Origin of the sequence: Leucobacter musarum subsp. musarum (assembly GCF_001273845.1) — a bacterium.
Taxonomy (GTDB): domain Bacteria; phylum Actinomycetota; class Actinomycetes; order Actinomycetales; family Microbacteriaceae; genus Leucobacter; species Leucobacter musarum.
This window is the reverse complement of sequence record NZ_JHBW01000067.1, coordinates 84821-105706: the sequence shown is the minus strand read 5'-3', so window position 1 is coordinate 105706 and position 20886 is coordinate 84821. Positions and strand designations below refer to the sequence as shown.

The window sequence follows — 20886 nt, the reverse complement described above, 5'->3', positions numbered from 1 at the left end:
CGCGGTGCAGCCGCGCAGCGAAGGCGCGCTGGCCACGGTCCCGAAAGCTCAGCCCCAGCCCTCAGACGTTCTCGCATCGCAGCCCGTCGGCCCGGTGTCGCTCGTCGATTCGTACGCCGACGAGCACGCCGAATGGCGACGCGAGCTCGCGAGTATCGGCGGGCGCAACCCGCTGCTGCACTTCGAAGACGAGACGGCGAACCGCATCGAGCTGTCGACGACGCACCCCGGCGGGCTGCCCCAGTTCATCACGGGCAACAAGATTCTGCTTTCCGCGTTGATTCGCGACGACTTGGCGCTGCGTCACGCTCGCGCCGCCGCGGGCCGCGTGACCGACAAGGCGATCGAGATGCGCACCGTGCGCGGTCTCGAGACCACGAACCTCGGCGTCGGCATCGCGAAGTGGAACTTCGAGGGCGAAGACTTCTGCGCCCCGATTCTGCTGCGCCCCCTCGCCATTCGTCGATACGGTCGCGACTTCGAGCTCAAACTCAAGCAGTTCCCCGTCGTGAACTCCGAGCTGATTCGCGTCATGCGCGAGCAGTTCGGCATCAACGTCGACGCCCGCGCACTGATCGAGTTGTCGCAGTCGGAAGGCGTCTTCAAGCCGCAGCCCGTCATCGATCGACTGCGTCAGATGGCCGCGGGTGTGCCGGGGTTCGTCGTGCAACCGCGGCTCGTCGTCTCGTCGTTCCACAACGTCGGTCAGTCGATGGCGGCCGACGCCAAAGACCTCACCTCGCCCGTGCTCGCTGCCGTCTGCGGCAATGAGCCGGCGAAGCGTCAGCTCGACGCGGCGTATCGCCCCGTGTCGGCGACGCCGCCAGACGACCGCTCGCCCGACACCGACCGCGCGCTCTATGACGCCGACGCCGAGCAAGACGATGTGCTTGCGCAGATCGACGCCGGGCACTCCCTCGTCGTGCACACGCTCCCCGGTACCGGCGGCACCCAGACCGTCGTGAATGCGCTCGGCAATCTGGTGCGCGCCGGCAAGCGCGTGCTGGTCGTCTCACCGCGCCGCGCCACACTCGACGGCATCACCCATCGGCTTGCGCGTGTTGGTCTCGCCGGCCTCTCGGTGAGCCCGCGGCGCCTGCGTCGCAACCTCGTCGAATCGATCAGCCGCAACGAAAATGCGCGCGGTGAGCAGCTGCGCGATGTCGATGAGGCGCTGACGCGTCTGCGCGGTGTGCTGCTCGACTACCAGAGCGCGCTCGCCGAACCCGACCAGCGTTTCGGCGTCTCGCCGCTCGAGGCGCTCCGCACGCTCACGACGCTCTCGCTCGACGAGCACCCGCCGACCACGACGGTACGCCTCGACGATCAGGCACTCGGCCAATTGACCCTCGACCGCTCGGCCGTGGCCGAGTCGCTGACCGAGGTCGCGCGCCTCGGTCAGTTCCAGTACGGTCCCGAGGATTCGCCGTGGTACGGCGTCAGCTTTGCGACGACCGAGGAAGCGCGCACCGCCTACGGCACCGCGGTCGACCTCGCCGAGTCGCAATTGCCACGCCTGATCTCGATGTCGAACGAGCTCGTGGGGCAGACGTCAATGCGCCCCTACGAGACGATCGCCGAGCTCGGCATCTACCTGCGACTGCTCATGGGCATCCAGGAGACGCTCGACCGGTTCACCCCCGCCGTGTACGACCGTTCGCTGACCGAGGTCATCGCCGCGCACGCCCCCCGCGGCGACGAGATGTCGACGGCGAATAAGCGACGCCTGCGCAAGCTCGCTCGCGAGTACGTGCGCCCGGGTGTGCACATCTCTGACATGTACTCGCGGCTGGTGCAGATTCAGCAGCAGCGCGTGCTGTGGCAGCGGTACACCACGGTGGTCGGTGCTCGCCCCGAGGTGCCGCTCGGCATCTCCGACGTTGTCGTGGCGTACCAGTCGGCGTACCAAGATCTGGACGGGCTCGACCGCGTGCTTGGCACCACCACTGACGCGAGTCGCCTGAAGAACCAGTCGCTCGCGCAGCTCGCCAGCCGTGTTTCAGACCTCGCCCGCGAATCCGAGGTGCTCCAGAACATTCAGGAGCGCACGACGATCGTCGAGCAGATGCGCGCCGCTCACCTCGAACCGTTGCTCGAGGATTTGTCTGCTCGTCACGTGCCGGCAGAGGACGTCGCCGCCGAGCTCGAGCTCGCCTGGTGGCAGTCGGTGCTCGAGCGCATGCTGCAGTCGAACCCGGCGCTGCTGAGCGCGAATACGAGCGTGGTCGATCGACTCGAAGCCGACTTCCGGCTCGTCGACGACGCGCACTCGGGCGCGAACGGCGCGCTGCTGGCCGCTTCGCTCGCCGATGCCTGGCGCGTCGCGGTGCTCGACCACAAGCAAGAGGCGCTCGCGATGCGTGAGGCATTGCGCAGCGGCTACGTGTCTCCGATTTCGCTCGCGCAGCGCGCACCGCATCTGCTCGGCGTGCTTGCGCCGGTGTGGACGATGTCGCCGTACGAGGTCGCGATGCTGCCCGATTCGATGCGCTTTGACGTCGCCCTGGTGGTCGATGCGGGGGCGACGACGCTTGCCGAGAACCTCGGGGCGATTCGTCGGGCCGACCAGGTGGTCGCGTTCGGCGACACGATGACGCAGACGCCGTCGCACTTCGAGATCTCGGTCTGTGCCGATGCGGGGGCGGATCGCGGGGCCGACGATGCCGATGCACTGCATCAGCGGTCGGCGTTCGCCCAGTTGGGTGCGGTGCTGCCGACACTGACGCTGACCCGCAGCTACCGGGCCGGCGGTGAAGACCTGACGAATCTTGTCAACACCCGCTTTTACGATGGTGCGATTCACTCGCTGCCGTGGGCCGGAAGCTTCTTGGGGCACTCGAGCCTGACGTACGAGTTCGTGCGCGGCGGCCAGGGGCTGCCGGATCAGCAGACCGGTGCGGTCGAGAGCACCGATGCTGAGGTCGAGCGCGTCGTGCAGCTCGTGCTCGAGCACGCGAGCGACCGGTCTTCGGAGTCGCTGATGGTGATCACCGCGAGTGAGCGCCACGCGGTTCGGGTGTATCAGTCCGTGCTGCAGGCCTTCTCGAAGTTCCCGCAGTACCGCGACTTCCTGCTCGGTGAACGGGCGGAGCCCTTCGCGGTGCTCACGCTCGAACAGGCGACCGCTCAGAGCCGTGATCGCGTGATCTTCTCGATCGGATTCGGGCGGACACCGCACGGACGTGTGCTGTCGAACTTCGGCGGGCTCGGTCGCCCGGGCGGCGAACGACTGCTCGCCGTTGCGATGACGCGTGCGCGCCGCGCGATGACGATCGTCAGCTGCTTCAAGCCCGAAGATCTCGATCGCAACCGTCTGAAGCACGGGGTCGTCGAGCTCGCGGAGCTGCTCGGATTCGAGCACCCCGAGCCCGAGGCGCCGGCACTTCCGGCGGAGCGCGATCCGATGCTCGGCGAACTGGCGGATCGCCTGACCGCACTGGGCTTGACGGTCGCCATGGATTACCGCGGGGCGATCCCGCTCGTTGCCTCACTCGGTGAGCGCGCGATTGCGATCGATCTCGACCTCGGCGCTGCAGGTGAGTACCGTGGCGACAGCTTGCGCGACACGTTGCGCTTGCGGCCCGCGGTGCTGCGACGCCTCGGGTGGCACTACCACCGCGTGCAAAGCTTCGATCTGTTCGCCGACCCCGATGAGGTCGCGCTGCGGATCGCGCGCATCGTCGGCTACGACGCGGGGGAGAGCGCGACCGCGTCGGAGGTCGGGTGACCCCGGAGCGCGACGCCACACCGCGTCGCGCTTCGCGCCGAGCGTCGCGCCCGGCTCCTGACGGAGTCGACCCGCGCCCGTCAGAGCATCCGCTTGACGCTCGCGCGGCGGAAGACCGCCCCGAGGGCTGGGGTGAAGACGGTGCGCAGAAGCCGGGTGCGCCGAGTTCGCGCGACGCGGCGTTGGTGCGGGATCGCCCACCGCACTGGGGGTAACCCGCGTCGGCAGCCGCCGACAGTCGGGGCTACGAGCCTGAGCCGGAGGACGTCGAGGTGCTGGAAGACGAGGAGCCCGACGACCCCGAGGCTGATCCGGAACCGGAACCGGTGCCCTGCGAACCGGCACGTGAATCGGTGCGATAGAACCCCGACCCGTTGAAGGTCACCCCGAGCGACCCGAAGACCTTGCGCAGTGTTCCACCGCACTCCGGGCAGACGGTCAGCGCATCATCGGAGAACGACTGATAGATGTCGAAGGCGTGGCCGCACTCGGAGCAGCGGTAAGCGTACGTAGGCACAAGTAGGTATTCTACTCGCCATTACTCCGTGCCGAAGCGTCGCAGCGACGTCGCTGTCACCACCCCGTCGACCGGGATGTCGTGGGCCTCGCGGGGGAGCCAGGGGTACAGGTCGTCGTCATCGACGACTGCGAAGATCGGGGGCCGTGGAGTGATCACTTCGAGCGCGCGGTCGTAGTAGCCCAAGCCCCACCCGAGTCGCGTGCCCCGATCATCGACGGCGCACGCCGGAATGAGCATGAGATCGACCGCGGCGGCCGCAGCCGCTTCGAGCCGGGGTCCGTCGGGCTCAGGGATCCCGTGCAACCCGTTCACGCGATCGCCGGTGTCGACGGCCCACGCGAGCCGGTGGCCTGGCAGTGAGACCGGCAGCAGCACGCGCACCTCAGACGCCCGTGCCCACGCAAGGAACCCCTCGGTGTCGGGCTCGCTGCCCAGTGGCGCATACGCGGTCACCGAGCGAGCGCCGGTCTCCGCGATGAGCGCGGTGAGCTGCCGAGTGAGGCCGTCGCGGCGGCGGCGGCGCTCAAGCGGAGTGAGTGCATTGCGCCGCGCACGCACCTCCGATCGGACCTCGATCTTGGCTACACGCGTGTCGCTCGACATAGCACTCAGCATAGGCGCCGGGCGACGGGTGATATCCGCGGCTTTGAGTGCGCAGGAGGTACGGATAGGCTGGCGGTCATGACTGATACGCGCGCGACGCAGCAGAGCACGGTGACGAAGGCCGTTGTTCCGGCCGCCGGCCTCGGCACCCGTTTCCTTCCGGCCACGAAGGCGATGCCGAAAGAGATGCTCCCGATCGTCGACAAGCCGGCGATTCAGTACGTCGTCGAAGAGGCCGCTGCCGCGGGCCTCGGCGATGTGCTCATCATCACGGGGCGCAATAAAGACAACCTGCTGAACCACTTCGATAGCGTTCCCGAGCTCGAGTACACGCTCGAGCGCAAGGGTGACGAGGGCAAGCTCGGCAAGGTACACGAGTCGAGCGAGGTCGCCGAGGTGCACTTCTTGCGCCAGGGGCAGCCGCTCGGGCTCGGTCACGCGGTCGGCCGCGCACGCAGCCACGTCGGCAACGAGTCGTTCGCCGTGCTGCTCGGCGACGACCTCATCGACCCCCGAGACCCGCTGCTCGATCGCATGATCGCCGAGCACGATGCGCGCGGTGCGACGGTCATCGCGCTCATGGAGGTGCCGCCGGAGTCGGTGCACCTGTACGGCTGCGCAGCGGTCGAACCGACCGATGACCCCGACGTCGTGCGCATCACCGGCCTCATCGAGAAGCCGGCCCCCGAAGAGGCGCCCTCGAACCTCGCGGTGATCGGTCGCTACGTGCTGCGCCCCGAGATCTTCGACATCATCGACGAGCTGCCGCCGGGGCGCGGTGGCGAGATTCAGCTGACCGACGGGCTCAACTACTTGGCCGAGGGCAAGGGCGAGGGGCCGGTGTACGGCGTCGTCTTCCGCGGCCGACGCTACGACACGGGCGACCGCGCCGACTGGATTAAGGCGAACGTGCTGCTCGGTGTCGACCACGCGGAGCTCGGTTCGGAGATCACCGACTGGGTCATCGAGTTCGCGGATCGCCTCCGCGGGCAGCGCTCGGAGAGCTGACCGCACGTGCCGCTCGGGCGGGTGATCGAAGATCCAGGCGTCCTGTTCGCAGGGAAGGTCGGCGTACGCATCATCCGGTGGGGTGATGCCGAACCGCTGCGTCGCCTGCTCACCGACAATCGCGAGTGGCTGCAGCGCTGGGAGGCCACGCACCCCTCGGGGCGCAGTGTCGTCCCGGGTTCGGTGTCGATGCGGCCGACCGTGCGCGTGCTGCGTAAGCAGTTGCGCAGTGGCAGCGGCATGCCCTTCGTCGTCACCTACTATGGCGAGGTCGTCGGGCAGCTGAGCGTCTCGGAGATCAGTGGTGGGGCGCTGCAGTCGTCGCAGATCGGGTACTGGGTCTCGCAGCACGTGGCAGGCCGCGGTATCGCGACGACCGCGGTCGCACTCGTGATCGATCACCTCTTCACCGAGTTGCAACTGCACCGCGTCGAGATCTGCATTCGGCCGGAGAACGGCCCATCGCTGCGCGTGGTCGAGAAGCTCGGCCTGCGGCACGAGGGCCGTCGCCCCGCGTACATTCACATCGACGGCGCTTGGCGCGATCATGAGAGTTTCATCGCGCTGCGTGAAGAGGCCGGAGCGGGCTACGTGGCTCGGCTGGGTGCCGCCTGACGTTCGCGCCTCGGTGCTCGGGCACTCTGCACCCCGCTCCCTGATCGGAACCCGATTTCGACCGCAATCGCGGCGCGGCGAGGAGATCGCCTGCGGCGAACGCCGTACAGTGATCCCCATGACTGGCGGAGTACTCGGTGGGGGCGTGATCTTCGTGGTCGCTGCGCTCCTCTGGGGAGCCGTGCTCGTTCCGTCGTGGATGCGGCGACGCGAGTTCCGCGCCGCCGAGAAGAACGCACTGCGGTTGCAGCGCACGCTGCGCGTGCTGGCCGAGGCGAACGAAGTGCCCCAGGAAGTGCGGCTCGAGGCGACAGCGCGCGAAGCGCTTGCGCACGAGAAGATGCTGCGCAGTGCGCAGCGACGGCAAGACGCGGAGCGCGATGCGGCGCTCGCGGAAGCGGAGGCAGAACAGGTGCGAGCCGAGATCAGGGCGCAGCAGATGCGCCGCAAGCAGGCCGCCGCACAGCGCTCGGCGAAGGTGCGCCGCCCGATTGCTCGCCGCGTGCGTGCGACCGCGGCGCTCGGCGCACTGCTGGGGGTTGGCGGGGTGCTCGTCGGAGCCGGTTTCGCGGTTGCCGGGAGCGGTGCCGGCATGCTGCTCGGTGCGCTCGCGCTCTTCGCCGCCTCGAGTGGTGCGCTGGTGCTGCTAGCACCGGGTCGCAACCGCGTGCACACGATTCCCGCTGAGCAGGTGACGACGGCGATCGCGACCGCGGTGGTCGAGTCGGCCCCGCAGCCCGCACCCGAGGTCGACCCGTCGGTCGCCGCGGCTGCGCACGCCGAAGCGCAGCGCGCTGCTGCTGAGCGCATCGAGCGCGCTCGCGCACTGGCTCGCGCTCGCGCCGAGCGCCCCGCGCAGAAGGTGAACCAGACGGATTCGATGCTGCTGCGCGAGGTGCGGCAGCAGCTGGCGCAGTCGGCGGCTGAAGCGTCGCCGGCACGCGCTGCGGCGACGGCCGCCGCTGAAGAGCACCAGCGCCAGCAAGAGCGCGCCCGTGACGAAGAGCGCCAGCGCGCCGCGGTTCGGGCGCGTGAAGTGCAGGCGCAGCGCGACGCGGCGAGTGACCGACTGCGCCGCATGGGCGTGGTCGGCGACACTGCCGAGGGCCTGCCCGATCTCGACGCCGCGCTGCGTCGCCGTCGTAAAGCGAGCTGAGGCGCCCGAGATCCTCATCACACGTATGTTAGGTTGAACTTACCTGCACACGTGCTCCTTGAGGTCTCCATGGTTCTGCTCTCCGCTCCGTACGCGCCCCCCGCGCCGACCACTCCGGTGACGGCTCCGGGTCAGTTACTGGCGCCGGCAGCAACTCCGGCTCGGATGCATCGCGCGGCACCCCGCGATGCGGCGCGTGAGGTCCCGAGGCACTTTCTTCTCGCCACGAGCGTGCTGCAGCCAGACCACGGCCTCGCTTGGCCCCCGCACCGCCACGTCGAGCACGAGCTGCTCTGGACCGACAGCGGCGTCGCACACATGGTGGTCGATGGGCGGCAGTGGACGGTCACGCCCGGGGTCGGCGTCTGGATCCCGGCAGGCGTGGAGCACGAGGGCTCAACCCGCGACCGCACGGCGGTGCGCGCCACCTATTTCGCGCTCGACAGCTGGACGAAGACGTGGCCGACGACGACTGCGGTGCGCATCCATCCTGCCGTGCGGCAGCTGCTGATGCATCTGAAGCACGCGGCCATGAGCGACGTGCAGCGGCTGCGCGCTCAGCAGGTCTGCATGGACATGCTCGAGGCGACGGAGTCGGTGCAGCTCGACGTGCCGTTGCCGGGGGACGCGCGGCTCGCCCCGTTGGTTGCGCGCGTCATCGCGGACCCAGCCGACGATCGATCGCTCGAACAGTGGGCGAGCGACATTAATCTGACGGCGCGCACCGTGAGTCGAATCTTCGCTGCCGAGGTGGCGATGAGCTTCGCAGCCTGGCGCCGGCTCGTGCGCATGCAGGCGGCGATCGGCGCCCTCGCTTGCGGTGTTCCGGTGAAGACGGTCGCAGGGCAGGTTGGGTATCGCACGACGAGCGCGTTCGTCGCGGCCTTCCGCAAGGTCGTGGGGTCGACCCCGGGCGACATCGCGGGCCAGTTGTGAGGTGCCCGATGGGTGTCCGGATCGCGACACCGCCTGTCTCCCCGCACCCTCCGGGGCCGCGTAGCGTCGAATTCGTGCGCTGACGCGCGCCCGGGTCGCCGCGCCGCACGGCGTTCCCGCGCGATCCTGCGCCGAAGCGAACAGCATCTCCCCCACCACCAATCCGCACGGAGCCCGATCCACGTTGAGCGACACCCTCACCCGCCCGAGAGCGACGACCGTGGGCCTCGCGTCGGGCAACGCGTCGCGGGCATTCGTGCTCTGCGTAGCACTGGCGGTGCTCGGCGCGGTGGCGATCCTGAGCATCATGGTCGGGTCGCGCGACCTCGGGTTCGACGTCGTGCGCGATGCCGTCTTCGCGCCGAGCGGCGATGAAGCGCAGTTCGTGATTCTCGACCTGCGCATTCCGCGCACGGTGGTCGCGATCGTGGTCGGGGCGGCGCTCGGGGTGTCGGGCGGGCTGATTCAGGCGCTGACCCGCAATCCACTGGCCGATCCGGGCATTCTCGGGGTGAACTCGGGCGCTGCGTTCGCGGTGGCCGTGGGCATCGGCGGCTTCGGCGTCGCATCGATCTCGGGCTACCTGTGGTTCGCGTTCGCCGGGGCGCTCGCGGTGTCGGTCGCGGTGTACGCCATCGGTGCGGCCGGCCGCGGGGGAGCGGACCCGCTGCGACTCGTGCTCGCGGGCGTCGCGCTCGGCGCGGTGCTCGGGGGACTCACCAGTGGCCTCACGCTGCTCGACCCGAAGGCGTTCGACGCGATGCGCAACTGGGGCGCCGGCACCGTGGTGGGGCGCAGCCTCGATGTGGTGCTTCCGGTGCTGCCGTTTCTCGCCATCGGGTTCGTGCTCGCCGCGGTCGTGGCGCGCTCGCTCAACGCAATCGCCCTCGGTGAAGACCTGGCGGCCGCGCTCGGGGCCAACGTGCTGCGCACCCGCATCATCAGCATCATCGCGATCACGCTGCTCGCCGGCGGCGCCACTGCGATCGCCGGCCCGATCGGGTTCGTTGGTCTCATGGTGCCGCACGTGGCGCGCTGGTTCGTCGGCCCCGACCAGCGCTGGATTCTCGCGTACACCGTGGTGCTCGCGCCGATCCTGCTGCTCGTCTCCGACATCGTCGGGCGCCTCGTCATGCGCCCGGCCGAGATTCCGGTCGGCATCGTGACGGCGTTCGTCGGCGCCCCGTTCTTGATCGCGCTGATTCGGCGCCGAAAGGCGAGTGGGCTGTGAGCGAGGTGCAGGATCGCGTGGACTTCGGGCGCACCGTGCACCGGTGGCAGGCCCGCGGCGTCTGGCTGTGGATCGACGTGCGCTCGGTCGTCATCGGCGTCGTGCTGCTCGTGGCGTGCGTGGTGCTCGGCGTGCTGGGCCTGGTGTTCGGGGAGTACCCGCTCAGCCTGAGCCAGGTGGGCCACGCGCTGTTCTCAGGTGTCGACGACTTCACGCGCACCGTGGTGGTGGAGTGGCGCATGCCGCGCGTGCTCGCCTCGATCGTGTTCGGCGCGGCACTCGGCGCGAGTGGTGCGATCTTCCAGTCGCTGACCCGCAATCCGCTCGCGAGCCCCGACATCGTGGGCTTCTCGGCGGGCGCGTACACGGGCGCGCTCATCGCCATCATCGTGCTCGGTGGCACCTACCTCGAGGTCGCGGCGGGGGCGTTCGCCGGTGGGCTCGCGACGGCGCTGCTCGTGTACGTTCTCGCGTTCAGCCGCGGCGTGCAGGGCTTCCGACTCATCATCGTGGGCATCGCGGTGTCGGCGATGCTCGGCTCGGTGAACACGTGGCTGATGCTCACCGCCGACCTCGACCAGGCGCTTATCGCGGCCGTGTGGGGTGCCGGGTCGCTCAACGGCATCACGTGGGCGCAGGCCGGTGTCGGCAGTGCGCTCGTGATCGTGCTGCTCGCCCTGGCGCTCGTGCTTTCTCGCCCACTGCGGCAGCTCGAGCTCGGCGACGACGCCGCGCAGGCGCTCGGGGTGCACGTCGAAGCGGCCCGCCTCGCGCTGATGCTGGTGTCGGTGGCGCTCATCGCCGTGGTCACGGCGGCGGCCGGGCCCATCGCCTTCGTGGCGCTCGCCGCGCCGCAAATCGCGCGTCGCGTGACCCGCGTTGCCGGCGTCTCGATCGGGGCATCCGCACTCATGGGCGCCGCGCTGCTCGCCGCCTCAGACTTCGTCGCGCTCCACGCGCTCCCCGCGATGCTGCCGGTCGGCATCGTCACGGTCGTGATCGGCGGCGTCTATCTCATCTGGCTCCTCATCCACGAAGCACGGAGGCGACTGTGACGTCCCCAGACTCTGCACCTGCCCGCCTGCGCGTCGAGGCGGCGCGCATCGGCTACGACCGGCGGGTCATCTCTGATGACCTGACGGTCGCGATCCCGAACCACTCGTTCACGGTGATTGTCGGGCCGAACGCCTGCGGCAAGTCGACGCTGCTGCGCGCACTCTCACGGCTGTTGAAACCGCAGCAGGGCGAGGTGCTGCTCGACGGCAAAGCGATCTCGACCTACAAAGCGAAGGAAGTCGCGAAGCGCCTGGGGCTGCTGCCACAGACCTCGCTCGCGCCCGACGGCATCACGGTCGCCGACCTCGTCGCGCGCGGGCGCTACCCACACCAGGGGCTCATTCGTCAGTGGACCGACGACGATGAGCGCGCTGTGGTCGAAGCGATGGCGGCGACCGGGGTGACCGAGCTCTCGCCCCGACTGGTCGACGAGCTGTCGGGCGGGCAGCGACAGCGCGTTTGGGTCTCGATGGTGCTGGCGCAGCAGACTCCGCTGCTGCTGCTCGATGAACCGACCACGTTTCTCGACATCTCCCACCAGATCGAGCTGCTCGAACTCTTCACCGACCTGCACCTCGCGGGCAACACGCTCGTCGCGGTGCTCCACGACCTCAACCACGCGGCCCGCTACGCCACGCACCTCATCGCGATGAAAGACGGTGCGATCGTGGCCGAGGGCGCCCCCGCAGAGATTGTGACGGCCGATCTCGTGCACGAGGTGTTCGGGCTCGAGTGCCGCGTCGTACCCGACCCGGTGACGGGCACCCCGATGGTCGTGCCGCTCGGCCGCGATCGCAGCGGCACCCCGTCTGCGCGTCCGGAACGCGACGCGTCTCGTCCGCCCAGCGTCGCCGCGGCTCCCTAGCGTGGATCGTGGCGCTCCGCGCCGGTACCCCGTCTCCGAACGACCAAGGACTGACATGACTCTCGCTTCACCCTCTGCGACCCGCACTACCGCGCGCCCCGCCGTGCGCCGTGCGATCACCGCCTCGCTCGCCGGATTGCTCTCGGTCGGGCTGCTCGCGGGCTGCTCCGCGGAACCGTCTGCGGAAGCCGCAGGGTCGGGCGGATCCGCCGAGACCATCGATTTCTCGTACGAGGGGTACGAGGCCACGATCCCGGCAGAACCCGAGCGCGTGGTCGTGCTCGACAGCCGCAGCGGGCTCGAGATGTCGCTGCTCGCCGACTACCCGATCGTGGCGACGGCGTTCGATGACGACAGCCCCCTGTCGCCGCTCGTCGGCGACGATGCCGCGCACCTCAAGAACACGGCGTTCGACCTGAACCGCGAAGAGATCGCCTCGTACAACCCCGACCTCATCGTCGTGGGCTCGGGCTGGGCGAACTACTACGAGGGCGAAGACTTCAAGCTCGACGAGATCGCCCCCGTGCTCGCGGTGAACGACGGCCTCGATGTCGCGGGTGCGTCGGCCGACGACCCGTTCGTGTCGATGACGGATCAGCTCACGCTGCTCGGCCGAACCGACGAGGCCGACGAGGCGATCGCGGGCTACGAAGACGCAGTGGCGGATGCGAAAGAGCGGATCGGCGATCGCGTCGCGGGCAAGAGCTTCGTCGCGATCCACACCCCGACCGACAACTTCACCGTCGTCACCGGCGACTCGATCTACCAGGTGGTGCTCGCCGACCTCGGACTCACGGAGTACGAGAACGCCGAGATCACCGCCGCGCCCGCGAACCAGAACGGCGACGGGCACATGCTGAGCTTCGAGAACGCCGTCAGCGCGCTCGGCGGCGCCGACATCGTGCTCGTGCTGAAGGCGGAGGAAGACATGGAGCTCGATCCGCTGCTCGCCCGCGTGCCCGCCGTGGAGGCCGGCCACTGGATCGACGGCAACCTCGCGCAGCGCTTCGGCTTCGCGCTCACCTACACGAGCTTCGTGAACGATATTGCCGATAGCGTCGAGGCATTCGACAACTTCTGATCCGGGTTGCGCGGCGGAGCGCCGCAGCGCCCTGGCCCCGCCCTGAGAGGACCCCATGACCGACACCGCGTCACCATTCCCCGCATCGTACGTGCCCCGCATTCACCGCGCCGAGGTGGTCGAGGTGCGGCGTCTCGGGCCGGGAATGGTGCGCGTGGTGTTCGGCGGCGACGACCTCGTCGACTACCCGACCACTGGCACCGGTGACGAGTATGTGCGCATGTTCTTCCCCGACACCCCCGACGACGAGGTGCGGCTGCCGTTCATCACGTCGCTGCGCGGCTGGGACTACGCCGAGGGGGTCGAGCCGTCGGAGATGCGCGTCTACACGATCCGCGCGCATCGGGCGGGGCAGGTCGACGTCGACTTCGTCGTGCACGAGGGCGGGATCGCCGCCGCGTGGGCGCTCCAGGCCAGGCCCGGGCAGGCGGTCGGCATCAACCCACCGTGTGGGCTGTACGAGCGGCCGGATGATCTCAAGCGACAGATCCTCGTTGCCGACGAACCCGGCCTGCCGGCCGCCCTCCGCCTCGCCGAAGAGACCCCCGACGACGTCGAGACTGTGCTGCTGCTCGAGGTGGGAGACGCCGAGCGGCGTCTCGTCGCGGCCGCCGAAGAGGTCGAGTACCGCTGGCTCGACGGCTCGGGTAACGGGCACGCCGACAGCCGCGTGCTCGACGCGCTGCGCGAGCTGAACCCCGACGCGTCGACGTACGTCTGGGTGTCGACCGAAGGCCGACTGAACCGCGCCGTGCGCAAGTACCTGCGGCACGAGCAGCAGTTGCCCGCTGCGAACTACAAGTGCGTGGCCTACTGGCAGGAGCGCGCCGAGGCGTGGCGTGCACGTCTCGACGCGCTCGGGCCGGCATTCACCGAGCGTGTTCAGGCGCTGCGATCTGACGCAGATAGCGACTCGGAAGAGGTCGTCGACGCGGTCGAGGCCCTGTACGAGGCCGCAGGCCTGTAACTCGGGTGGTGCCTAGAAGCTGACCGTGAGGTACTGGCCCATCGCGTACGAGCTCACCTGGACCGACTTCGAACCTTCTGCGGCACCTGCCCAGTCGTCGCGCCAGTTGGTCGCCGAGATCGTCGCCGTCCAGTTGCCTGCGATGTCAGCGGTCGCGCTCGTGCCGCCCAAGCCGTAGATGAGGTTGACCTGCGTGCCCGGCGTCGCGGTACCCGAGATGACGGCACGCTTCGCCGCGCGATCGACCGATGTGGCCTGTGCGGTGAACTGCACCGTGCTCTGCGCGCGGTCGATCGTGACGCCCGTGTAGGAGCGTGCGTCGTTCGTCGGAGCGCCGACGGTGCGTGCGCGGAACGTATTGTCGCCGTAGGTGCCCGTCGCCGTTGCGCTCCAGGCGCCCTGCGCGTTCGACTGCACGGTTGCAACGCGCACGTAGCGACCGGCTGCCGCGCGTTCGACGTAGACCGTCGTGCGCGCCGCGGCCGTGCCCGAGAGCTGCACCTGCTGGGTGTCGGGCTGCACGGCATCGACCTGGATAGTCGGGGCGCCGGTGGTCGAAGCCACCGCCGAGATGCCAGAGGTGGCGGTGCTCGGCGCGGGCGCGACGGCGTTCGCAGGGAGAGCGATGCCGCCGGCGAGCGCGGCTGCGAGGACGCCGGTGGCGCCGATACGGGTGATCTTGTTCACGTGAGATCCTTCGGTCGTGCCGCACCCAGTGCGGCGATGGTGACGTGAGGAGGAAGCGGGCGGGGTGCCGCTTCCTCGCTCTCGAAGGTATGGTTCAGCGTGCGGCCGTCGAATCGACCAATTGGTTGATGTTTTGAAATTTCAGTTACGAAAGTAGGGATTTGGCGTGGGCGAACCTGGATGTGACGCGAATCCAAAACTCGTCATTCTTTGGATTTGAAAATTAAGTATTAACAAATTGCATAGCGTGAACTATGCTCAAGTTACCCTCTGACGGTGCGGGCACAGCCGCAGCGTTTCAACTGCCGGAGGTACGCCCTGGTCCCAGCACGAGCGGCGAGCCACCCGAGCAGTTCTGGGTGGCTCGTTTTGTGTGATCCACCACCTGTCTTGCGCTTCGCCCAGATGCGCGTCTATCAGCGCTCCCACGGAGGCGGCACCGGCGTGCGAATCGTGCTGTATCGCAGCTCGCGATCATCGAGCGCGACATTCTTCAGCCACTCCGCGCGCCCGCGCTGCGAGAAGCCCGCGTCGCCGGCACGATCGTCGCTCGTCGAAAGGAGGTATCCGCCGCGGCCACCGCCCGAGACATCCACGGGCACGCCACGGTAGGAGCCACGCGTGCTGACGTGAAAACAGGTGAACTGCCCGTTGCGCTCGATGGGGTGGTAATAGCCAGTCTTGCCGGGTCGTCGGGTGAAGCCGGGGGCCGGCGTGAGAGACCACAGCGACCAGCCGAATGTGCTGGTCACCTGATACTCAACGCCATCGAGTCGCGAGTGCAACCCCGATTGCAGCGGGCGAGGGGCATCGGATCGGCGGGTCACCCGGCTGCCGATCGCGCGGCTTCGGTGAATTGCGCGGAGCGACTCCGCGAGCGCATGCGATAAAACTCAAAGGTGCGGGTGCCGCGCGTCCAGCTCGGCCTGGTGTGGGGGGCGGGGTCGGTGCGTGCTCCGAGCGATTCCTCGAGGTACGCGAGCGTCAGTTCGTAGGCAGCGTCGTCTGACTTCGGCTTTGCGCCCGTTGGCACCGAACTCGCATCGAGATACAGGTGCGCCCGCACCGTGCCGTCGGGGAGAAATCGTGCCAAGGTGCTTTGCGAGTAGCGGGCTGGTTTGGGCCAGAACTCGTTGCTCTCAGGCTCGGTGCCCGAATCGATGAGTTCGTGAGCGAGCAGCCACGCGACGCCCGGATCGCCGGCAAGCCAGTCGGCAGCCGCCGCCCGCACGGCCGCGAGTGAGAACTTGCGCTGGAAGTCGAGAGTGAACTCATCGCCGCGGCATCTCATCTTGAACTCGAACGAGCCGAGATCCCAGTGCTTATCGGTGCCGACGGCTTTGCCGGCCGATCGCGAGATTGCGGCACGCAAACGTCGTTCACTCGCCGCATCGTCATCACGACCGGTCACCTGGAACCGGGTGCTCACGCGTGGGCTTACCGCATCGTCGTCGTCGAGACCATCGTTGTACTCGATCTTGCGAGGAAGCCCCGAAGACTCGAGCAGGTCGCGCAGATCCTCCTGCGACGACACCTCGTCGTGCCAGATCGTCGCCGCAAGTGCTGGCAACGCGGTCAGTACGTCATCGAAAGCCACCGTTTTCCCCATGCACAGCAGGTTACCCGCGTGCGGGGAGGCGCAGGGCGATTCCTTGGCTCACCGCGAATGCGGCGACGTCGATGGCGAGCACTGATGCGGCGAGGGCGAGCACCCACTCGCCCGCGAAGAGGCCCGTCGCTGCGAGAGCGAGGCTCGCCGCGATGTTGGCGACCATGACGAATTGGGTGGCCTGTCGAATTGGGCGATGCACGTGCGACCACCAGACGTATCCGCCCCACGCAGCGGTGAGCGCGCCGATGGCGACGAGCACTGGGAGGGGGAGTGCGACGCTGCCGGCGGTGAATGGCGCCGTGGCGGCCACGAGTACTCCCAGAGCGATGCAATAGATCGCGTCGATACGCAGGCTGAGGCGGGCGAGGCGGTGACCGGTCATAACTCGATTCTGCCTCAGACGCGGGCTGGGTGGCCATGCGGTGAACGAGGAGGTGCATCGGTCAGGATTCGAGAAGTTGCCCGCCGGGCGGCCGGTTAGCCTGGCATCACCAACGTTGACCGAAGGGGGACCGAATGCCGAACACAACCGAGACGCTTTCCGCCGAAGAGCGAAAAGCGATCAGAACGCGCGCCGCAGAACTCAAGAAGCGAGAGAACGGCGACGCCGAGGTGCGCAAGATCATCGAGGCGATGACGCCCGACGAGCAGATCATCGCGCTCCGACTGCACGAAGCGATTCTCGAGGAGGCGCCTCGGCTGCAGCCGAAACTGCGCTACGGTCAGCCGGCGTACTACCTGGACGGCAAGGTGCTGTGCTTCTTCATGGCCGCATCGAAGTACCAGACGGCCACGTCGACGTTCGGCTTCGAAGACGCGACGCTCATTCGCGATGGTGGCATGTGGCCGAGCGCATACGGCATTCTGGAGCTCTCTGACGCGGACGCCACGCGGCTGTTGAACCTGGTGAAGCAGGCGGTGGGGTAACGTTTAGCGCCGGCGAATGTTCAGGCACTGGGTAGCCTGGCGGCTGCATGCGATGGCGATGGTGTTTCTGAATGTCAGCGCCTGGCTAGGGGGGAATTGGCGAGGAGTTCGCGTTCTTCGGCGGCGGTCAATCCTGCGCGGCGGGGGCGATCGCGACCCCGCGAGAGCTCGTCAGCGAGAACGCGGATGAGCGTGTCTTGCAGCGATCGCGGTCGACCTCCGGTAGCGATGAAGGCGGCTCCGTCGCGCTGTGCGAACCCGGCAGCTTCTGTCGGCAGCCACAGCGGAAGCGACCGTGAGCCGGCCCAATACTGCACGCCATCGTCGAGAAGCGTCTTGTCGTCCACGGTGATCAGACTGCCGTTGAACTCAGCAACGCGACCTGCCGCACGAAAAAAGTCGTCCATCGTGTGGGCCGGGCCGACGGCATTGACGGTTCCGGTGATCCGGTTGGCGCCGGCCGTCACGATCCATGCCGCGAGATCGGCAACGTCGATGTACTGCACGAATCGCCGATCCGTCGTCGGAACGAGTACCCGCCCGCCTCGGTGCAAACGAGCGGGCCAATAGCCGAACCGGTCGCTGGGGTCGCCGGGGCCGGCGATCAGGCCAGGACGGGCGATGAGCAGGCGGTCCTGGAGGAGCGTACGCGAGACGCGTTCAGCGTTGACTTTGGCGTCCGCGTAGCGTGTGAGATCCCGGGGCTCGACCACCTCGGCCGACTCGTCGTCTCCGGGTGTGCCGTCGTCAGCATACACGGACACGGTTGAGACGAGCGTCCAGTGCGCCGCGCGGGGCGCCAGCGCGTCGAGTGCGGATTGAACGAGCTGCGGTTCTGACGCGAGCTCCACGACGTCATCCCATTCACCCTTGACCCGGTCATAGGCACCCGGAAGACTGCGGTCGGCGCGCACGAGCTGTGTGCCGTCAGGAACGTCGCCCGATTCGCCGCGCGCGAGACACGTCACTTCGGCTCCACCGTCGCGCGCCGCCCGCGCGACCTCGCGCCCCAACCATCCGGTTCCACCCAGTACCAACACGCGTCTCATACGTACGAGTTCACGGCGTTTAGCAGCTTCGCACAACGGGCTTCGCTCTTGGCGCAGCGCAGCGGGCGCGCAAAGATTGAAAAAAGGCCCGCTTCGCGAGGAAACTGAGGCGCTATCTAGTGGCTCTGAGGGGAATCGAACCCCTGACCTTCCCATTGCGAAGCGGTTCGCGCCCGGGGGCCTTTATGATTTTCCGGTTCGAGCGGTGAATGAGGTGTCACTGCGTGGTGATTGTGCCTGTCGCGGGCACGATCCGGGCATGGGCGAAGATCCACCGTCTGAAGCGCACTGGGTTTAGTTCCGACCTTTATACGAGGATAGGAACACGATGCCCAAGAAGTATGACCCAGATTTGAAGGCCCGTGCGGTTCGCATGGTGACCGAAGCGCTTCCAGATCACCCGAACCCGACCGGCGCGGTCCGACATGTCGCCGCGCTTCTCGGTATCGGTGACGAAGCCCTGCGCACCTGGTACCGGCAAGCCCAGATCGATACTGGCGCGAAGCCCGGCGTGAGCTCCGATATCGCTGAGGAAAACCGTCGCCTGCGTCGAGAGAACGCCGAGCTGCGCAAAGCGAACGAGGTCTTGAAAGCCGCGTCGATATTTTTCGCGAAGGAACTCGACCACCCACGAACGAAATGATCGCGTTCATCGACGAGCATCGTGATCGTTTCGGGGTCGAGTTCATCTGCCGTGTCCTGCGTGCGGCGGTTCGTGGATTCCTCACCTCGCGTGGTTATCGAACAGCGAAGCGGCGGCCAGTGACCGACAGGTGCGGGACGAGTGGCTGGTGCCCGAGATTCGGCGTCTGCATGCTGAGAACTACAGCGTGTATGGAGTGCGGAAGATGCACGCTCTGCTGCAGCGTGCGGGGTGGGTGATCGCTCGGGACCAGACTGGAAGGTTAATGCGGGTCGCCGGTGTACAAGGGGTCACCCGACGCGCGAAGACGTACACGACGAAACGTGATGCTGCGCAGGATCTGCCGGGGGATCTCGTTAATCGCGCCTTCACGGCCGGTGCACCCAGATGTTTGTGGGTGGCCGATATCACTTATGTGGCGACATGGTCTGGGTTCGCGTACGTCGCGTTCATCGTTGATGTCTTCTCCCGCAGGATTGTGGGTTGGAACGTCGCGTCGACGCTGCGAGCTGATGTGCTGCCTTTACAGGCGCTTGAGATGGCGGCGTGGGCGGCGGGCGGGGATCTTGCCGGAGTCACGCATCACTCGGATCACGGGTCGAATTACATGTCGATCGTGTACAGCGATCGGGTGCGGGAACCCGGCGCGATGCCCTCGACTGGGACGGTCGGGGATAGTTACGATAATGCGCTCGCGGAAACGGTGAACGGGTTCTACAAAGCAGAGCTGATCCGCCGGCGCGGCCCTTGGCGGACTGTCGAGGAAGTCGAACTCGCGACGCTTGAGTACGTGTGGTGGTGGAACCACCGGCGGCTGCACGAAGCGCTCGATTACCGGACCCCGGTCGAGGCCGAGGAGAACTACTACGCTGAAACCCGTAATCCCGCGATAGCGGTGCGCTAACCGGAAACCGGTGCGGAACTAAACCCAGTGCGCTTCATCCAGCTGCTCACCTGCCGCGAACATACCATGGACGATTCCATTCTTGAGCGCGATGTAGGCGTCCTCTCGCAGCGTACGGCGGGCAAGGTGACGTTCTGACCCGTTATCTATAGGCGTTGGTACTCCATATCTAAATGTGAAATGCTTACCGATGCTCGCTCCGGCACATTCGCACGTGGCCAGCGGCATTTCTTGGCGTGAAAGCAATCCAGAGGTATCTGTTTCTGCTGCAGGTGACAGCTCAGGGCCCATACACCCGCCTCGCTATGCGCCTAAGCAAAATCGGCATTCCCAAAAGGCGATTGGGGTTCGAAAACTCGCGATAAACCAGCATAATCTGCGAGAAGAAGCGCATCGGAGGAGGCATTAAAAGAGCAACGAACAAATGAAGGTCCATCAGAGTCGGTGTTAGCCCCAAAGCGCGCCCATTGAAATCATTTGACTTCAAACCGCCAGCTAACTCGGCTTCCTTTGATCTGTCTCATAAGTGAGTCGTGTTGGCGCAGATATCGGAGGCAACGGAAAATTGTCTATCCTAACCCGCAGTACGTAGTCGTAGAGGTCGTGCACCAGGGATACTGCTTCGAAACGATCGCGGGCGCTAATGGCCGCAGATAGTTCTTTAAGTGTGATTTGAAGAGTTTTCGGGTTTCTTCGGATGCGGAGATAGGTGAACCCTAGGGCGACTGCGGGCCACTTCTCCGAATGCGCGCGTTGAAGGTCCGAGTTTCCAGCGACGCTTGCGAGCCTCTCGAACAGGCCCCATACTGCAACGATTGCCGCACCCTGCTCTTTGTAGGAATCCGTCCATGAGGCGCTCGCGTGGTTAGCGAGCTCTGCTAACTCTTCGATCTGCGCGTCGGTGGCTTTGAGGACACCTAACTCAGTCGCCACACCAGAAAGACCTGCAAGTTCAGCGACGACAACGAGGAACCATCCTGAGTTCGGCGTTATAACTTTGGGAGCGTGATTGCGCTCGATCTTCACAAGCCGCTGCAACCGCAATAGGCCAACCACTTCTCGAGCTGTCGCTGCAGCGATCTCGTATGTGCGTGAAAGACGAAGTGCTGAGACACTTTCGCCGGGTTTCAGTTCACCACTCAAGATCTTCGTCAGAACATCACGGGCGACCTCATCCGTCCGCGAAAAAGATGGATTGCCTGTTACCATTGCCCCTCCCGCCCCCGTTTCGCCGATCATTGACGTGAGAATAATGCGAGGTGTACTCACTGAACAAGCGTAAATTCTCACGGGTGATGT

At 66.9% G+C, this 20886-nt stretch carries 20 protein-coding genes and 1 pseudogene; 13 read left to right on the top strand and 8 right to left on the bottom strand.

Going from position 1 to position 20886, the window contains the following annotated elements:
• Positions 1–4: 4 nt before the first annotated feature.
• Both CH42_RS05885 and CH42_RS16340 read left to right on the top strand, forming a co-directional pair.
• Positions 5–3727: an AAA family ATPase gene (locus tag CH42_RS05885; RefSeq protein ID WP_053352335.1), complete on the top strand. Its 3723-nt coding sequence runs from the start codon at positions 5–7 to the stop codon at positions 3725–3727.
• On the top strand, positions 3724–3942 hold the full coding sequence (locus CH42_RS16340) for a hypothetical protein (protein ID WP_156322483.1): 219 nt from the start codon (positions 3724–3726) through the stop codon (positions 3940–3942). The genes CH42_RS05885 and CH42_RS16340 overlap by 4 nt, the downstream gene beginning before the upstream one ends.
• Positions 3943–3971: 29 nt before the next feature.
• On the opposite strand, the gene CH42_RS05880 is transcribed toward CH42_RS16340, so the two are convergent.
• Positions 3972–4244, bottom strand: coding sequence for an FmdB family zinc ribbon protein (locus tag CH42_RS05880; RefSeq protein ID WP_053352287.1), 273 nt, complete (start codon positions 4242–4244; stop codon positions 3972–3974).
• 21 nt (positions 4245–4265) lie between these two features.
• The gene (locus CH42_RS05875; protein WP_053352286.1) at positions 4266–4850 is read right to left on the bottom strand and encodes a 5-formyltetrahydrofolate cyclo-ligase; all 585 of its coding nucleotides are present in this window, start codon (positions 4848–4850) and stop codon (positions 4266–4268) included.
• A gap of 78 nt (positions 4851–4928) precedes the next feature.
• Between CH42_RS05875 and CH42_RS05870 the strand changes: the two genes are divergently transcribed.
• From CH42_RS05870 to CH42_RS05830, 9 genes are all read left to right on the top strand, one after another.
• Positions 4929–5858, top strand: coding sequence for a UTP--glucose-1-phosphate uridylyltransferase (locus CH42_RS05870; protein WP_053352285.1), 930 nt, complete (start codon positions 4929–4931; stop codon positions 5856–5858).
• Positions 5859–5879: 21 nt separating this feature from the next.
• On the top strand, positions 5880–6473 hold the full coding sequence (locus CH42_RS05865) for a GNAT family N-acetyltransferase (RefSeq protein WP_239683960.1): 594 nt from the start codon (positions 5880–5882) through the stop codon (positions 6471–6473).
• Positions 6474–6591: 118 nt separating this feature from the next.
• Positions 6592–7629 carry a hypothetical protein gene (locus tag CH42_RS05860; protein ID WP_156322482.1) on the top strand — a complete coding sequence of 346 codons (1038 nt, stop codon included), beginning with the start codon at positions 6592–6594 and terminating at the stop codon, positions 7627–7629.
• Positions 7630–7860: 231 nt separating this feature from the next.
• Complete coding sequence (locus CH42_RS05855; protein WP_162231069.1) at positions 7861–8565, top strand: helix-turn-helix domain-containing protein; 705 nt, start codon at positions 7861–7863, stop codon at positions 8563–8565.
• A gap of 184 nt (positions 8566–8749) precedes the next feature.
• Positions 8750–9796, top strand: coding sequence for an iron chelate uptake ABC transporter family permease subunit (locus CH42_RS05850; RefSeq protein ID WP_075205259.1), 1047 nt, complete (start codon positions 8750–8752; stop codon positions 9794–9796).
• A complete protein-coding gene (locus CH42_RS05845; protein WP_075205258.1) occupies positions 9793–10851 on the top strand; it encodes a FecCD family ABC transporter permease in 1059 nt (352 codons plus the stop codon). Before CH42_RS05850 ends, CH42_RS05845 begins: the two co-directional genes overlap by 4 nt.
• Positions 10848–11717, top strand: coding sequence for an ABC transporter ATP-binding protein (locus CH42_RS05840; protein WP_169780605.1), 870 nt, complete (start codon positions 10848–10850; stop codon positions 11715–11717). The genes CH42_RS05845 and CH42_RS05840 overlap by 4 nt, the downstream gene beginning before the upstream one ends.
• Positions 11718–11772: 55 nt before the next feature.
• Positions 11773–12798 carry an ABC transporter substrate-binding protein gene (locus CH42_RS05835; RefSeq protein WP_053352281.1) on the top strand — a complete coding sequence of 342 codons (1026 nt, stop codon included), beginning with the start codon at positions 11773–11775 and terminating at the stop codon, positions 12796–12798.
• A 55-nt stretch (positions 12799–12853) separates the two neighbouring features.
• Positions 12854–13765 (top strand): siderophore-interacting protein, encoded by a 912-nt coding sequence (locus CH42_RS05830; RefSeq protein WP_053352280.1) that lies wholly within the window; start codon positions 12854–12856, stop codon positions 13763–13765.
• A gap of 12 nt (positions 13766–13777) precedes the next feature.
• Here CH42_RS05830 and CH42_RS05825 read toward each other — a convergent pair whose 3' ends face one another.
• From CH42_RS05825 to CH42_RS05810, 4 genes are all read right to left on the bottom strand, one after another.
• Entirely contained in the window at positions 13778–14452 is a 675-nt protein-coding gene (locus CH42_RS05825) for a hypothetical protein (RefSeq protein ID WP_053352279.1), read from the bottom strand.
• Positions 14453–14868: 416 nt separating this feature from the next.
• The gene (locus CH42_RS05820; protein ID WP_156322481.1) at positions 14869–15204 is read right to left on the bottom strand and encodes a hypothetical protein; all 336 of its coding nucleotides are present in this window, start codon (positions 15202–15204) and stop codon (positions 14869–14871) included.
• A 71-nt stretch (positions 15205–15275) separates the two neighbouring features.
• On the bottom strand, positions 15276–16061 hold the full coding sequence (locus CH42_RS05815) for a hypothetical protein (RefSeq protein ID WP_156322480.1): 786 nt from the start codon (positions 16059–16061) through the stop codon (positions 15276–15278).
• Between the two features lie 10 nt (positions 16062–16071).
• Positions 16072–16446 carry a hypothetical protein gene (locus CH42_RS05810; protein ID WP_053352276.1) on the bottom strand — a complete coding sequence of 125 codons (375 nt, stop codon included), beginning with the start codon at positions 16444–16446 and terminating at the stop codon, positions 16072–16074.
• 134 nt (positions 16447–16580) lie between these two features.
• On the opposite strand from CH42_RS05810, the gene CH42_RS05805 reads away from it, so the two are divergent.
• The gene (locus CH42_RS05805; RefSeq protein WP_053352275.1) at positions 16581–16991 is read left to right on the top strand and encodes a DUF1801 domain-containing protein; all 411 of its coding nucleotides are present in this window, start codon (positions 16581–16583) and stop codon (positions 16989–16991) included.
• A 74-nt stretch (positions 16992–17065) separates the two neighbouring features.
• On the opposite strand, the gene CH42_RS05800 is transcribed toward CH42_RS05805, so the two are convergent.
• Positions 17066–18040, bottom strand: a complete 975-nt coding sequence (locus tag CH42_RS05800) for an NAD-dependent epimerase/dehydratase family protein (protein WP_053352274.1) — start codon at positions 18038–18040, stop codon at positions 17066–17068.
• A 328-nt stretch (positions 18041–18368) separates the two neighbouring features.
• Between CH42_RS05800 and CH42_RS05790 the strand changes: the two are divergent.
• Positions 18369–19587 (top strand): annotated as a pseudogene (locus CH42_RS05790) (IS3 family transposase).
• 495 nt (positions 19588–20082) lie between these two features.
• Here the strand turns inward: CH42_RS05790 and CH42_RS16335 are convergent.
• On the bottom strand, positions 20083–20826 hold the full coding sequence (locus CH42_RS16335) for an FCD domain-containing protein (RefSeq protein WP_156322479.1): 744 nt from the start codon (positions 20824–20826) through the stop codon (positions 20083–20085).
• Positions 20827–20886 lie beyond the last annotated feature (60 nt).

Bases quoted from the DNA above. Each gene is read 5' to 3' on its own strand.
- CH42_RS05875 (WP_053352286.1), bottom strand. From the start codon at position 4,850: ATGTCGAGCGACACGCGTGTAGCCAAGATCGAGGTCCGATCGGAGGTG.
- CH42_RS05870 (WP_053352285.1), top strand. From the start codon at position 4,929: ATGACTGATACGCGCGCGACGCAGCAGAGCACGGTGACGAAGGCCGTT.
- CH42_RS05860 (WP_156322482.1), top strand. From the start codon at position 6,592: ATGACTGGCGGAGTACTCGGTGGGGGCGTGATCTTCGTGGTCGCTGCG.
- CH42_RS05835 (WP_053352281.1), top strand. From the start codon at position 11,773: ATGACTCTCGCTTCACCCTCTGCGACCCGCACTACCGCGCGCCCCGCC.
- CH42_RS05830 (WP_053352280.1), top strand. From the start codon at position 12,854: ATGACCGACACCGCGTCACCATTCCCCGCATCGTACGTGCCCCGCATT.
- CH42_RS05815 (WP_156322480.1), bottom strand. From the start codon at position 16,061: ATGGGGAAAACGGTGGCTTTCGATGACGTACTGACCGCGTTGCCAGCA.
- CH42_RS05810 (WP_053352276.1), bottom strand. From the start codon at position 16,446: ATGACCGGTCACCGCCTCGCCCGCCTCAGCCTGCGTATCGACGCGATC.
- CH42_RS05805 (WP_053352275.1), top strand. From the start codon at position 16,581: ATGCCGAACACAACCGAGACGCTTTCCGCCGAAGAGCGAAAAGCGATC.
- CH42_RS05800 (WP_053352274.1), bottom strand. From the start codon at position 18,040: ATGAGACGCGTGTTGGTACTGGGTGGAACCGGATGGTTGGGGCGCGAG.
- CH42_RS16335 (WP_156322479.1), bottom strand. From the start codon at position 20,826: ATGATCGGCGAAACGGGGGCGGGAGGGGCAATGGTAACAGGCAATCCA.